Genomic DNA, 13,748 nt, shown 5'->3' on the forward strand with positions numbered 1-13,748 from the left:
TACACCTGAAACAACAGCTGATACAGCTCCCCGTTCCGAACCCGGTCACTCAGCGGATTCCTCCCGGCAGTCCGCTCCCGATATGCGTAAGGATACCGGATCCGGTCCGGAAAACTCCGACTCACAACATTCCGCTCCCAATATGCGTAAAGATACCGGATCCGGTCCGGAAAACTCCGACTCCCGGCAGGACGATAACCTTCGCTTCACCGAAACGGAGGACACAACTCTGGAGGGAGCCCTTGAGGCTCTTCTCTTTGCGATGGGAGATTCCGTTGAGCTGTCGCGTCTCGCCTCTGCCGTAGGCCGCACCTCCTCGCAGACCGAGAAGGCTCTGCGCTCCCTGCAGAAAAGGCTGAGCCGGCCGGAATCCGGCATTCAGCTTCTTGATCTCGACAACTCCTGGCAGCTTTCCACAAAGAAACAGTATTACGGCCAGCTGATCACGCTCGCCAGACATCCAAAGAAACCCCAGCTTACCGATGTCATTCTGGAGACCCTCTCCATCATCGCATACAAACAGCCGGTCACAAAGGCGCAGATCGAACAGATCCGCGGCGTCAGCTCCGAGCACGCGGTCAACAAGCTTCTGGAATATGATCTGATTCAGGAGCTCGGACGCCTTAATGTTCCTGGCCGGCCGATTCTTCTGGGCACCACAGAAAAATTTCTCCGCTACTTCGGTGTGGAATCGACAGATCAGCTCCCGGAGCTCAGTCCCGGACAGATCGCAGACTTCAAGGCGGAAGCAGAAGCGGAGGCCGATGTGCGCGTAGACGTCTGAATGGCTCTGAAAAATTCATAAAAATCAGAACTCCCAGCCGGATTTCATTCGTTAAAAAGGGGGTGTCGCACGAATCACCTGGTGCGGCCCCCTTTTTCTTTTCTTATCTTTATTCTTATCTTTATTCTGTCTGGGTTTTCGAAGAGCTGTTCTGTTATGATACCGGATAAGCTGCGGATTGCTCCTTGCTTCGCACTCCCGCAATCCTTAGCCAGTGAACCAACTATATTTATATGCGTACGTGCTGCTCAATACCTTGTGTGTGCTGGAATTTGACTGAACCGCTACCTTTATCATGCTGTCTTCATTCAGATCCTGATCATTTACCATCAGCGTCTGGTTGTTCACATAGATCGTATCGTTGTCCAGCTTTCCGTCGATAACCACCTTACATGACTGTGTGAAATTTTCACCGCTGATGTAATACGTTCCGTTCGCCAGCTTTGTAATTCCATTAATAACAATCGGCTTCACGCCCAGCCGGAGATCGGACTTTTTAAACGGATTTGTCTTGTTGTACACATATCGTTTTCCGTACAGTATATCGTACTGAAGCGTCTGCATGTCGAAGGTATAGCTCTCGCTGTTCTGCATCGTCTGCTGATACCGGAACATCACGCCGTCATGAATATCAAGCTTGTCAAACAGGTCCGCTGCCGCCTGATATGCTGTGATATCTTTACTTTCCTTCTTCAGGCCGATATTGTCCCACAGAAGGTAATTGGTCTGATAGATCGAACCGTAATTCAGATCCTCATCGGAAAGGCCCATCGTTGGGAGATGATCCCCGTAGAACAGAACCACTGCAGGTTCACCCCGGTTCTCCACATCCTGAATCAGGTCCGCGATGAACTGATCCTCCTCGTGCAGCTGATTCACGTAATACTCCCACGCGGCGTTCTCCGCGTCTGTGTCAGTCCCCGTCACTGTAATCTCCGGATTATCAATGATATGCTCACTCGGATAGGAGCCGTGAGGCTGAACAGAAACAGTAAAGACAAAATCCTTCCCGGATGTGGAATCCAGCGCGTCGTTGATCGGAGTGATCAGATTCTCATCGCGCATCCATCCGTTCTCATTCACGTCATTCTGCGTGTCCATGTACTCGCCCGAAGTAAACGTATCGAATCCGAAATCCGCGTACACCTTGCGGCGGCTGTAAAAGTTCGCCTCATTGTCATGGACCGCATGCGCGGAGAATCCCAGATTTTTCAGCACGGTTGCCGCACTCTCACAGGTTTCTTCCCTGAGGATGCCCTTATAAGGATACTCACCGGCTCCGAAGAACCGCATGCTCATTCCGGTCAGGGTCTCAAATTCAGTGTTTACCGTGCCGGCACCCACGACCGGCACCTGATACAGACCGGAGGTGTATTCCTTTTCCAGCTTGTGCCAGTTCGGAAGCGGGTCCTCGGAGAACGTGAGATTTTTCATACGGGTCGGGTCAAAAAATGTCTCGCACTGCACAATAATAATATTCGGGAGATTGTCCGTATCTGAGGTGGTTTTCTCCTCATCATGCTCATCCGCAATGATCTGATCCACCATCGCCTTGGAGTAATTGTCCGGCTTTGATATTCCGGTATCCAGAACCGTAACCGTCAGACAGTACGGAAAACCGTAATCCTCATACGCATAGGCAATGTTTTCAAAATAAGCGGAAAGCAGGCGCACATTTACCATCACCCGGGTCAGTCCCCAGAAACCGAAGCAGGAGAGTACAATCCCGATCAGCACCGGAATCCTGTGCGTCTTTCCCTGATAGCGCGGAGAGCGGCACAGCAGCACAATAAGACCGGCCACAAGAGCAATAATAAGTGCGTATATCACCCCGATCTCCCAGCCGGACAGATACTTCGTGACTACAGAAGCTCCTTCGCTCAGCGCCGTCAGATCCGGTCCGGTCAGCGGCGTCACACGGTTCGCCAGCAATATGCTGTTGCTGATTCCAAGGAGCATCCAGAAGGTCAGAACCAGTATTCTCCAGAAGGTTCGTCTCCGGAACAGAAATACGATCAGTGAACTCAGAAAAATCAGCAGTGTATTATACAGGAAAACCTTGGTGTGATCATCCAGAAATGTTACCGCCGCCCCGAAGGAATGTCTCGACAGCGCCTCAATAAGCAGATATCCGAAAAACGACGCGGCAAAATGAAAAATAAGGGCATATCGGTTCAGAAACTGCACCAGTTTCGGATGCCGCGGCGGTTTTGGTTCCGGCCTTACTGCCTTCAGAAACCAGTGCTTCCCCTTTCCGAGGACTTCCTTTATACTCATAATTTCCTCCGTTCCAGACATCTGTTATGTGCATAGACAAATTCTTTCTGCTGAGCTTCTGCGTTTCGGCAGATTTAACATGTCTGGCGCAATGATTTAACCCAGTGATTCAACACTTTTAACTTGACAACGAACCATCATAACAGTTTTACCGGAATTTGTCGATGTACGAAGTCCTGAAAGTACTGGCCAAAGAATGCTGAATATCAGGAAAAATTCATGAAAAAACGGCTGGAACAACAGCCGTTTTTCTTGAACATCGCCTCCTTATGAAATATTATTAATATATCCGTATTTGTAAACCCGTATCGGTAAACCTGTATCTGTAATATTCGTATTCACCATTAACTTATTTCGGGAGAAAGAAAATGTCTGAACAAAACAACACTGCAAATCACAGGAAGAAGCAGTCAAACCCAAAGGCACTCATCCCCATCCTGGTATTTCTCGTCCTGTACCTGGGATCTGGTATTTATTTTGAATATATCCACCCTGTTAAGGGAGAAATGGGCTTCTATATCATGTCTGTCGTCGTGGCTTTTGGTCTGGCACTGATCGTCGCCTTTCTCCAGAATCCTTCTCTTTCCTTTGATGAGAAGATCCATATCTGCGCCAGAGGAATCGGCGATGACAACATCACGATCATGCTCTTTATTTTCCTGATGGCAGGCGCTTTCAGCGGAATTGCCAACCAGGCGGGCGGAGTGGAGAGTACCGCCAACCTGCTTCTGAATATCATACCGGGCCGATTTGCCATTCCCGGTCTTTTCGTCATTGCCTGCCTGATTTCCATGTCAATGGGTACCAGTGTCGGCACGATAACCGTACTGGTGCCGATCGCCGCTTCCGTCGCAAAAACAGCCGGGTTTTACCTGCCTCTCTGTGTCGGTACCGTCGTGGGCGGTGCCATGTTCGGAGACAATCTCTCCTTCATTTCCGACACGACGATTGCGGCCACCAAGACACAGGGCGTTGAGATGAAGGATAAATTCCGCGCGAATATCCGGATCGCCCTCCCGGCCGCCGTACTCACGCTGGCAATTCTCTGCGTCATTGCCCTGAACGGCGGAAAAGCCGAACTCGGAAATTATCCTTTCCAGTTCGGCCTTGCGCTCCCATATTTTGCGGTTCTTGTCATGGCCCTTCTCGGAACCAATGTCTTCGTTGTCCTTGGAGTCGGGATTCTCCTGTTCCTGATCATGGGCGGTCTGCTCGGAGAACTCAGTTTTGCCACCGCGTTTTCCTCCATGGGTACCGGCACATCGTCGATGTTCGAAACCATGATCGTCACCATTCTTGTCGCCTCCATCAGCGCGCTGATGGAAGAGTACGGAGGCTTTGAGGCGATCCTGGAGCTGATCCGGAAATTTTCCCACAGCAAGCGGGGTGCCATGTTCGGCATTGCCTTTCTTACCGGCCTGATGGATATCGCGACAGCAAACAATACCGTTGCCATCGTCGTCGCCGCGCCCATCGCCAAAACCGTAAGCACGGAATATCAGATACAGCCGCAGAAAACCGCGTCCCTTCTGGACACCTGCTCCTGCATCTTTCAGGGCATTATCCCCTACGGCGCACAGCTTCTGATTGCAGCCAGTCTCTCCGGGGTCTCCACCGTATCGATCATTCCTTATTTATTCTATCCCTTCCTGCTCCTGATCTTTGTGGTTCTCTCGATCGTTTTCGACAGGAGCTGAGCAGCCGCGGTCCTTCCCACCTTCCCTGGCCAGGCCTGCGCTGCTTGCGGCCCTTCTCATCAGTATTGGTTCAGGCCCCGCTCCTGTTTACGGACTTTTCGTCTATCACGTTTTCAGACTGCGCTGCTTGCGGTTCTTCCCGTATGGATTGACGTCAGACTGTAGGCATCAAGCACCAGCTCGAGATCGCCTGCTGTCATCAGCTTTTCCTGAAGCACCAGCTCCTTCACCGGCACGCTGGTCTTCAGGGATTTCTTTGCGATTTCCGCGGCTTTCCTGTATCCGATATACGGATTCAAAGCAGTGGCAATTCCAACGCTTGCATTCAGAAGCTCCCCGCATCTTTCCTCATTCGCTGTAATTCCATCGATGCAGTTCACACGCAGCGTGTTCACCGCGTGCGTCAGCTCAGAAACTGAGTCAAACAGATTGTAGAACAGAACAGGCTCAAACGCATTCAGCTCCATCTGCCCGGCTTCCGCTGCCATGGTGATGGTCATATCATTGCCGGCGACCTCAAATGCCACCTGCGTCACAACCTCGGGAATTACCGGGTTGACCTTTCCGGGCATGATCGAAGATCCGTTCTGCATCGCCGGAAGAGAGATCTCGCCGATTCCCGCCCGCGGTCCGCTGGAGAGCAGACGAAGGTCATTGCACATCTTGGAGAGGTCAACCGCACATGTTTTCAGTCCGGAGGAAATCGTCACGAAGCTGTCGAGATTTTCGGTCGCATCAAACAGATCCGCTGCCTGCGTAAGCGGATAACCGGTGATTTTTGCAAGTGTCGGGACAATATTGTAAAAATAAAAATCGGAGGTATTGATCGCGGTACCTATGGCTGTCGCGCCCATATTCACCGTGTAGAGTTCTTTCTTGAGATGCAGAAGACGATCGCGGTCTCTGGAAACCATCGATGCATAGGAATGGAAGGTCTGACCGAGACGCATGGGGACAGCATCCTGGAGCTGTGTGCGTCCGATTTTGAGAATATGATCAAATTCTTCAGATTTTTCAGAGAGGCTGTCTGCAAGCGCTTCCAGCTCACCGTCAAGGACGGAGAGAAGATCGAGAGCAGTCAGCTTGCCGCATGTCGGAATCACATCGTTGGTTGACTGGCACATGTTGACATCATCATTTGGATGAATGACGGAATAATCGCCTTTTTTGCCTCCAAGAAGCTCGATTGCCCTGTTTGCCACAACCTCATTCGCGTTCATGTTTGCACTGGTTCCGGCTCCGCCCTGAATTCCGTCCACGATGAAGGACTCTGTAAGCCTGCCTCTCATGATCTCGCGGCATGCCTTTGCGATGGCATCTGCCTTTTCCGGCTTCAGCTTTCCGCTTTTCTTGTTTGTCTCGGCCGCCGCGAGCTTGATTCTCGCCAGGTTCCGAATAAACAGGGGATGGAGTCCGGTGCCGGTGATCGGAAAATTCCTCTTTGCCCGAAGAGACTGCACTCCGTAATAGGCATCCTCCGGCACCTCCAGCGTGCCGATGGAATCAGCTTCCAGACGAGTTCCTGCTGTGATCTTCTCAAAAATCTCCATGATGTTTCCCTCCAAATGTCCTGAATGAAATTTGAGCACTCATTAAACTTTTCGGACGTCTTCACCGACTGTCCTTCCGGATGACGCGAGAATAGCACTCTGAAAACCCGATGTAAATATCTTAAGTTGAAATGATTGAAAGAGAAGAAATCCGGGGCGTTCTCACGAAATAAATGAAGTTAATTTCCGTTATGACGAATAAAATAAAGCCCTTTGTAAACTTCTCACTTGCATCTGACGCCGGAAGGTTTATAATTAGGGCAGTACAGAGAGGTACCAGCTGAAAAGATCAGCCGGTGCCTCTTTTTCTATTTTCCTGGATTTTTCCCTGGATTCCACGGATGGATTGCTGTTCTGTTTTGTGAACGGATTTTCTTCCTGAATTTTGTAGATGAATTATTTTCCTCAATTTCTATGTAGATGGATCATTTTCCTCAATTTCATGGATGAACTTCTTTTCTGAATTTTGTAGATGGAATTTTTTCCTGAATTATGTATTTGGATGGATTTCATGGAGGTAAAATTTTGAAAAAGCTGGATGCCATCGATATCAAGATACTGAATATCCTGCAGAAGGACGGCAGAATCCCTCTCAAGGACCTGGCAGCAAAGGTCTTTCTGTCCTCGCCCTCCGTCTCTGCAAGGCTGGACAAGCTGGAGGAGCAGGGCGTCATCCTGGGATATCACGCACAGATCAACCCTATGATGCTGGATTATCATATTAAGGCGTTCATCAACCTGGAGGTCGAACCGAATCAGAAACCCGAGTTTTATCCCTATATCAAGTCGATCCCGAACGTGGTGGAGTGCAACTGTGTGACGGGTGATTACTCGATGCTCATCGAGGTCATGTTCCAGAGTACGACAGAACTGGATCATTTCATCAATGAGCTCCAGAAATTCGGCCGCACCAAGACCCAGATCGTCTTCTCAACCAGCGTGGAGCAGAGGGCAGTACCGGTTGTTCACACTTCCCCGTAAAATAAAAATAGGCCCACATCTGTCATCGCCCTTGATTTACGTTTTGATTTTACATTTTGAATTTACGTTTTGATTTTACGTTTTAGATTTTCATTGACTGCATTTCCTGTGACGGAGGCTTCGTAAAGGACGTAAATAGATCAGCCTTCCCCGCAGGAACGTTTATTCTCCTCAATCGTTCTGACATAGCCGGTCACCGTCCACATGTGCTCGTTCATCCGACGTCGAGCATCCCGCGTATCGTGCGACATTATTGCCCGAACCAGATTCCGGTGTTCCTGATCAATGCCTTTTGTAGATTTTTCCTTCTGCATGACCAGAGCGCGGATATCTGTGATCATGTTCTCAATCAATACGGAGGATGCGCACAGAACCTGATAGATCATGGGATTATCCGCAATTGAGGCGATCTTCAGATGAAGCTCCCGGTCAAGAGATGCACGCTCCCGGTCATTCTCCTCCTGGTCCAGCTTTTTGAGATACCATTCCAGCTCGGCAGCGTCCTCCTCAGTACATTTTTCGGCCGCAAGAGAGGCAGATTCCACTTCAAGTGAAGAACGCAGCTGCTGCACCTGCGTCACTGTGCTCCGGTTCATCCGGAACAGAAGCGTGAGCGGTGTGATCATGCACTGGTTAAAGTCATCTGTGATATAATTCGCGCCTCCCTGCACCGAATGAATGATGCCGAGCAGCCGGAGAGAATGAAGCGCCTCACGCACCACCGGCCGGGACACAGTCATCTGCTCCGCCATCTTCCTCTCCGTGGGAAGCGCATCTCCCTCATGAAGCAGGCCATCTTCGATTGCCTTTATGATCTGATCGAGTATATCATTCACTGCATCTTCTTTATTTACTTTTTGAAAAACAACCTGCTCTGTCATCGGTTTCTCCCCGTTTTACATCCTGTCTTTATACAATAACCCCCATGCGATAAGTCGTGCCACAAACTGTATAAGTCCCCGCGAAACACACTGTATAAGCTGCGGATTGCTCTGTGCTTCGCAGAATATTATCTGTGACGCCCTGCCTTGCAGGACATGCAGGTTTACATATTTTCTGTTTAGATTCATATCCTCTACGCTTACTTATATTACCACAAAATTTCCCGATTTCGAGAAGAGCTCCTTCTGTTTTTTTGTTTCGGGGCCCTTTGGAAGCTTCATTTCCGCATGTCCCCGTTCGTCCTTCTCGGACTTTCCCTACTCTCATTGATCTTCAGCTTCCAGGACCCCGGGCAGAACGCAGACGGTCACAGTCGCTGTTTTTGTCTTGTTCATCCGGGAAATCATCATTGAATTTCAATATGTGCAGTGTTATATTGGTATTACCAATCAAAGCAACAATCATGGTAAATATACCAGAAGGAGCAGTACAATGGGGTACGTTAAATGGAGCTATGAAACACTGAATCGTTTTTGCACCGATGTTTTTCACAATTTCGGATTTTCCGATGAAGAAGGAAAAATCATCAAGGATGTTCTGCTGACCGCTGATCTCTACGGAATTGAAAGCCACGGCATGCAGAGGATGGTCCGCTACCACAAGGGAATTGAAAAGGGAACAATTCATCCGACCGCAAAACCCGAAGTTGTATTTGAGACACCCGTATCCGCAGTTATTGACGGACATAATGGAATGGGCCAGCTCAATGCTTATTTTGCAATGAATAAGGCAATCGAGAAGGCAAAGACCACCGGTGTCGGAATTGTATCCGTCCGTGAATCCAATCATTTCGGAATTGCCGGATACTACGCAAAGATGGCAAGTGACCAGGGACTGATCGGTGTCGCCGCGACAAACTCTGAGGCGATCATGGTTCCCACGTTCGGAAGAAAGGCAATGATTGGCTCCAATCCGATTGCGGTTGCCGTTCCTGCCGACCCGTTCCCCTTCCTTTTCGATGCATCTACAACAGTTGTCACCAGAGGAAAGCTGGAGATGTACAACAAAGCCGGAAAACCGCTTCCGGAAAGATGGGCTCTCGACGCCAACGGTAATCCATGCAGTGACGCGCCGACCGTTCTGTCCAATATCGTAGCAAAGAAGGGCGGCGGCATCATGCCGCTGGGTGGAAATGATCCTCTGACCGGAAGCCACAAGGGTTACGGATGGGGCATGGTCTGCGAAATCCTCAGTTCCATCCTCTCAAACGGCGTGAACTCGGATCAATGCTGCACCTTCAAGGATAAAACCGGAATCTGCCATGGCTTCATCGCGATCAATCCCGCCTTCTTCGGAGATGCGGAAGCCATCAAGAAGAACTTCTCCGATTACCTTCAGAGACTTCGTGAGAGCCCGAAGGCAGAAGGTCAGGAACAGATCTATACGCATGGAGAAAAGGAAATTTTTGCAGAGAAAGACAGAAGAGAAAACGGTATTCCGGTAAACGACAATACCATGGTAGAGCTCAGCAACCTCTGCTCCTACCTGCACATGGATTTCAGCAAATACTTCGAGGGATATCAGGTCAACAAAGATTCCAAATTCTTCGCCGGCAATTACTGATTCCCTTTACAGTAATGCCTCCGGAGTGGTAACCTGTTCCGGAAGGCATATTGCGGCTGGACAAATTCTGTACGGTAACGGTTTCCAGACGATAACCATTAATCTGACGATAACCATTATTTTTGTACAGCAGCAATTCTTATTCGGTAACAATTTCAATTCATATTTATAAATTCATATTCATATATGGAGGATAATCAAATGGATTACGCAAAGGAATCCCTGAAAAAGCACTATGAGTGGAAGGGTAAAATTGAAATCAAGCTGAGAGCTGAAGTAGACAGTGCCGAGGCGCTGAGTCTTGCATACACTCCGGGTGTTGCGCAGCCCTGTCTTGAGATCCAGAAGGATATCAATAAAAGTTACGAGCTGACCAGAAGATGGAACACCGTCGCAGTTGTAACAGACGGCTCCGCAGTACTCGGCCTGGGCGACATCGGACCGGAGGCAGGAATGCCGGTTATGGAAGGAAAATGCGCGCTCTTCAAGGCTTTCGGCGATGTAGACGCAATCCCGATCTGTGTAAAAACACATGATGTAGACGAGATCGTAAAGACCGTTTCTCTCATTTCCGGATCCTTCGGCGGCATCAACCTCGAGGACATCGCTGCTCCGAGATGCTTTGAGATCGAAGAGAAGCTGAAGAAGTGCACCGATATTCCGATTTTCCATGATGACCAGCATGGAACCGCGGTTATCACCCTTGCAGGCCTGATGAATGCGCTCAAGGTTGTCGGCAAGAACATCGAGGATATCAAGATCGTCACATCCGGTGCCGGCGCTGCCGGAATCGCTATCATCAAGCTCCTGATCTCCATGGGTCTCAAGAATGTTATCATGACTGACCGCAAGGGCGCAATCTATGAGGGCCGTGAAGGACTGAACCCGGTCAAGGAAGAGATGGCAAAGATCACAAACCGCTCACATGAGTCCGGCACTCTGGCAGACGTCATCAAGGGAGCTGATGTATTTATCGGTGTTTCCGCACCCGGCACACTGACTCAGGATATGGTTCGCAGCATGGCAAAGGATCCGATCATTTTTGCGTGCGCAAACCCGGTACCGGAAATCTACCCGGATGACGCAAAGGCTGCAGGCGCAGCAGTTGTATCGACCGGAAGAAGTGACTTCCCGAACCAGATCAACAACGTTCTCTGCTTCCCGGGCATCTTCCGCGGAGCTCTGGATGTACGCGCATCCGACATCAATGACGAGATGAAGATCGCCGCTGCAAAGGCAATCGCCGGCCTTGTCTCCGACAAGGAGCTTTCCGCAGATTACATTCTTCCGAAGGCATTTGATCCGAGAGTAAAGACTGCTGTTGCCGAAGCTGTCGCTAAGGCTGCCCGTGAGAGCGGAGTCGCAAGAATCTGAATATCAAGAATCTGAATATAATATTCTGACACAGTCAGAAAGGCTGCCGCAGCTTGTTTTCCTTTACGGATCGCATCACTTGCGGCAGCCTTTTTTTACGCGAACAGTGAGCCGCAGCCGAATGCGAAGTATTCGTGTGCGGCGAGCGTCGCGATAGCGAGATAAAACTCGCGCAGCGTGTTTTATCTCGTTGCATTTTTCACGCTGTGTACTTTTGACTTTCCAGGGAGCATTTCTCCACCTTCTTACAATACATCCGTCAAAGCCACTCGCGTCACGTGTTTACAGCTTATCACGCTGTATTTTCTGGCAGACTATTACACCGCGCCCTTCCACCTTATCACACGGTATTCTGCCAGCCTGCTGCATCACGTCCTTCCAGCTCACATAGGATTCATCGGCAATTCTCCGGATTCTGTCCCAGTCCCTTTCATAGCTGCGCTCGAACAACGCAACGGTATAATACCCGGCATCTGAAGCGGTTTCCAGACAATAGGCAGCATCCTCAAACACCGCAACATCAGACGGCAGGAGAGAGGTGCCTGCCTCATCGGCCATTTTCTCCCTGCAGAAATCATAAATCTCTGGTTCCCGCTTTCCCCTGCCGATTTCCTCACAGCTCACAAAAAAGTCAAAATATTCCAGAATTCCGTTCCGCCGGAAACACGCCCTGGAAAGCGCGGTGTCATTTGCCGTTGCGACGCACATGCGCACACCCCGTTCCCGGAGATTCCGGAGATAAGCGGCGGCTCCCTCCTTCAGCGGAATATCCTCTTCATAATGCTTTCGTATCAGAGAAAACATTTCCTCCATCACTTCTCCGGGCGTTTTCGAAAGACTGTATCTGTGAATGAAATACGCTGAGCTCTCCGACATCGTCATCGTTTCAATCGGTGCAAGCTCCTCCCCGGATGCATGAATGCCCAGACCGCCGAGATAATCCTCCGCGAGATGATCCCAGTACCGCATCGAATCCGCCAGCGTGCCGTCCACATCAAAAATCGCGTACTTTTTCCGCATTTCTCTGTTCCTCCTGACACCGGATGCCCTGATCCACCTTCTCCGGAGTCATGTTGAAGACGGCATCGATCAGATCTGTGCGGAAGGTGGCGTTTCCGGTTCCCTTCTCCAGACGCTTCTGTTCCGCGATCTCTCCCGCAAGGCCCATCACCGTCATTGCACTCACGACAGCACGGAAGGAATTCTCTCTGTCGGCACCGCAGAACGCTCCGATCAGCGAAGTAAGCATGCATCCGCTTCCGGTAATTCGTGCCATCGTTGCGCACCCATTATGGAGAATCACTGTCTGGTCTCCGTCAGTCACGATATCTGTCTCTCCGGATAAGGCTATGACGCTTCGGATCCGCAGAGCCAGTTTTTCCGCCATCTCAATGCTCTTCTTGAGAGTGTCCGCGGTAATCTCATCCTCCGCGCTGACATCCACACCCCTCCCGGTTTTCGCCTCAAGGCCTCCCGCCTCGATCGCACGAATCTCAGAGGCATTTCCCCGGATTGCGGTAAAATGGACCGTCTCCAGAAGCTCCCGGATGCTGTACCGCCGCAGCGTTGTGCTGCCGGCAGCGACCGGATCCAGAACAACCGGGATTCCCAGCTCATTCGCATGCTGTCCGGCAATGATCATGCTGTCTACCGATTCAATCGCTCCGAGATTGCAGACAAGGGCATTCATTCCCTCCACTCCCTCGCGGACCTCGCGGACATCCATCGTCATCGCCGGTGTTCCTCCTGCCGCAAGAATGATATTCGCGCAGTCATTGACCGTGACAAAATTGGTGATACACTGCACCGCAGGCTTTGTTTCCTGCACTTTTCGAAGAGATTCTCCATACTTCATAAATTTAATCCTTTCGTCAACCATAGGCGGAAACCCACTACCTTCAGGTGGTGGGAGGAGCCTTATAAATCTTTGGCCATCAACCCTGACTCTCAATATACTTTTGTATAGTCGCTGACGATACTTCTCCAATACTGCAAGCAAAGTATCCGTCTGACCAAAGTATCCTTTTCTTCCAATACTGTTGAGACAGAAACGAACTATACTTTTGCCATAGTTAATATGTTGTTTCTTGCTTTACAATCTTAACAATGTCACAAACCCTATCAGTCGTATCATAACTTATTAAGAAATGTATGTGGTCTTTGTCTGTTTCCATAGCAATTATTTCGTAGTCCCGAGTATTGGCTATATCAAAAATCTTTTGCTTAACATCGTCAGCAATAGAACCTTTTAATAGTTGCTTACAATATTTAGTTACAAGAACTATATGTACTTTTAGGCTGTATTTTCGTCTGTTATGACGATTATATCTATTTCTCATAGTTTACCTCTGATAGTTATTGACTTTCACTAACTGCGATTATACTATATTTAGTGAAATGTCAACAAAAGGAGTACATCTATGGAACAGATGACGATAACAGCGAAAGTTCAAATAGTCGCCACTGATACAGACAAGGTTTTGCTTGATGAAACTATGTCTGTTTATCGTGATGCCTGTAATTATGTTTCAGACTATGTATTCCAAACTCATGATTTAAAGCAGTTTTCACTTAATAAGG

General features: G+C 49.4%; 10 protein-coding genes and 2 pseudogenes. 6 read left to right on the plus strand and 6 right to left on the minus strand.

The annotated features are described in order from the left end of the window. Positions 1–142: 142 nt before the first annotated feature. Positions 143–784: an SMC-Scp complex subunit ScpB gene (gene scpB / locus ACTQZS_RS07005; protein WP_441475192.1), complete on the plus strand. Its 642-nt coding sequence runs from the start codon at positions 143–145 to the stop codon at positions 782–784. Between the two features lie 207 nt (positions 785–991). Here scpB and ACTQZS_RS07010 read toward each other — a convergent pair whose 3' ends face one another. Continuing rightward, positions 992–3,061 (minus strand): LTA synthase family protein, encoded by a 2,070-nt coding sequence (locus ACTQZS_RS07010; protein WP_441475177.1) that lies wholly within the window; start codon positions 3,059–3,061, stop codon positions 992–994. Positions 3,062–3,429: 368 nt separating this feature from the next. On the opposite strand from ACTQZS_RS07010, the gene ACTQZS_RS07015 reads away from it, so the two are divergent. After that, positions 3,430–4,758, plus strand: coding sequence for a Na+/H+ antiporter NhaC family protein (locus ACTQZS_RS07015; RefSeq protein WP_441475178.1), 1,329 nt, complete (start codon positions 3,430–3,432; stop codon positions 4,756–4,758). Positions 4,759–4,871: 113 nt separating this feature from the next. On the opposite strand, the gene ACTQZS_RS07020 is transcribed toward ACTQZS_RS07015, so the two are convergent. Further along, on the minus strand, positions 4,872–6,308 hold the full coding sequence (locus ACTQZS_RS07020; protein WP_441475179.1) for an aspartate ammonia-lyase: 1,437 nt from the start codon (positions 6,306–6,308) through the stop codon (positions 4,872–4,874). A 534-nt stretch (positions 6,309–6,842) separates the two neighbouring features. Here ACTQZS_RS07020 and ACTQZS_RS07025 point away from each other — a divergent pair. Beyond that, positions 6,843–7,289, plus strand: a complete 447-nt coding sequence (locus tag ACTQZS_RS07025; RefSeq protein WP_441475193.1) for an Lrp/AsnC family transcriptional regulator — start codon at positions 6,843–6,845, stop codon at positions 7,287–7,289. 140 nt (positions 7,290–7,429) lie between these two features. Here the strand turns inward: ACTQZS_RS07025 and ACTQZS_RS07030 are convergent, their stop codons facing one another. Beyond that, positions 7,430–8,170, minus strand: a complete 741-nt coding sequence (locus tag ACTQZS_RS07030) for a FadR/GntR family transcriptional regulator (protein WP_441475180.1) — start codon at positions 8,168–8,170, stop codon at positions 7,430–7,432. A 493-nt stretch (positions 8,171–8,663) separates the two neighbouring features. Between ACTQZS_RS07030 and ACTQZS_RS07035 the strand changes: the two genes are divergently transcribed. Together ACTQZS_RS07035 and ACTQZS_RS07040 are read left to right on the plus strand one after the other, a co-directional pair. Then, a complete protein-coding gene (locus tag ACTQZS_RS07035) occupies positions 8,664–9,794 on the plus strand; it encodes an Ldh family oxidoreductase (protein ID WP_441475181.1) in 1,131 nt (376 codons plus the stop codon). Between the two features lie 201 nt (positions 9,795–9,995). After that, a complete protein-coding gene (locus ACTQZS_RS07040; protein WP_441100287.1) occupies positions 9,996–11,168 on the plus strand; it encodes an NAD(P)-dependent malic enzyme in 1,173 nt (390 codons plus the stop codon). Positions 11,169–11,450: 282 nt separating this feature from the next. Here the strand turns inward: ACTQZS_RS07040 and ACTQZS_RS07045 are convergent, their stop codons facing one another. From ACTQZS_RS07045 to tnpA, 3 genes and pseudogenes are all read right to left on the minus strand, one after another. Next, on the minus strand, positions 11,451–12,188 hold the full coding sequence (locus tag ACTQZS_RS07045) for an HAD family hydrolase (RefSeq protein ID WP_441475182.1): 738 nt from the start codon (positions 12,186–12,188) through the stop codon (positions 11,451–11,453). Further along, positions 12,163–13,023, minus strand: a complete 861-nt coding sequence (gene thiM / locus ACTQZS_RS07050; RefSeq protein ID WP_441475183.1) for a hydroxyethylthiazole kinase — start codon at positions 13,021–13,023, stop codon at positions 12,163–12,165. Before thiM ends, ACTQZS_RS07045 begins: the two co-directional genes overlap by 26 nt. A gap of 79 nt (positions 13,024–13,102) precedes the next feature. Next, positions 13,103–13,507: pseudogene (gene tnpA, locus ACTQZS_RS07055) on the minus strand (IS200/IS605 family transposase). A gap of 81 nt (positions 13,508–13,588) precedes the next feature. Between tnpA and ACTQZS_RS07060 the strand changes: the two are divergent. After that, positions 13,589–13,748, plus strand: a pseudogene (locus ACTQZS_RS07060) (RNA-guided endonuclease TnpB family protein); the annotation flags it as partial.

The sequence above is a fragment of the Bilifractor sp. LCP19S3_H10 genome, assembly GCF_052119185.1.
In the GTDB taxonomy this organism is placed as follows: domain Bacteria; phylum Bacillota; class Clostridia; order Lachnospirales; family Lachnospiraceae; genus Bilifractor.

Bases quoted from the DNA above. Each gene is read 5' to 3' on its own strand.
- ACTQZS_RS07020 (WP_441475179.1), bottom strand. From the start codon at position 6,308: ATGGAGATTTTTGAGAAGATCACAGCAGGAACTCGTCTGGAAGCTGAT.
- ACTQZS_RS07010 (WP_441475177.1), bottom strand. From the start codon at position 3,061: ATGAGTATAAAGGAAGTCCTCGGAAAGGGGAAGCACTGGTTTCTGAAG.
- thiM (WP_441475183.1), bottom strand. From the start codon at position 13,023: ATGAAGTATGGAGAATCTCTTCGAAAAGTGCAGGAAACAAAGCCTGCG.
- ACTQZS_RS07045 (WP_441475182.1), bottom strand. From the start codon at position 12,188: ATGCGGAAAAAGTACGCGATTTTTGATGTGGACGGCACGCTGGCGGAT.
- ACTQZS_RS07030 (WP_441475180.1), bottom strand. From the start codon at position 8,170: ATGACAGAGCAGGTTGTTTTTCAAAAAGTAAATAAAGAAGATGCAGTG.
- scpB (WP_441475192.1), top strand. From the start codon at position 143: ATGCGTAAAGATACCGGATCCGGTCCGGAAAACTCCGACTCCCGGCAG.
- ACTQZS_RS07040 (WP_441100287.1), top strand. From the start codon at position 9,996: ATGGATTACGCAAAGGAATCCCTGAAAAAGCACTATGAGTGGAAGGGT.
- ACTQZS_RS07015 (WP_441475178.1), top strand. From the start codon at position 3,430: ATGTCTGAACAAAACAACACTGCAAATCACAGGAAGAAGCAGTCAAAC.
- ACTQZS_RS07035 (WP_441475181.1), top strand. From the start codon at position 8,664: ATGGGGTACGTTAAATGGAGCTATGAAACACTGAATCGTTTTTGCACC.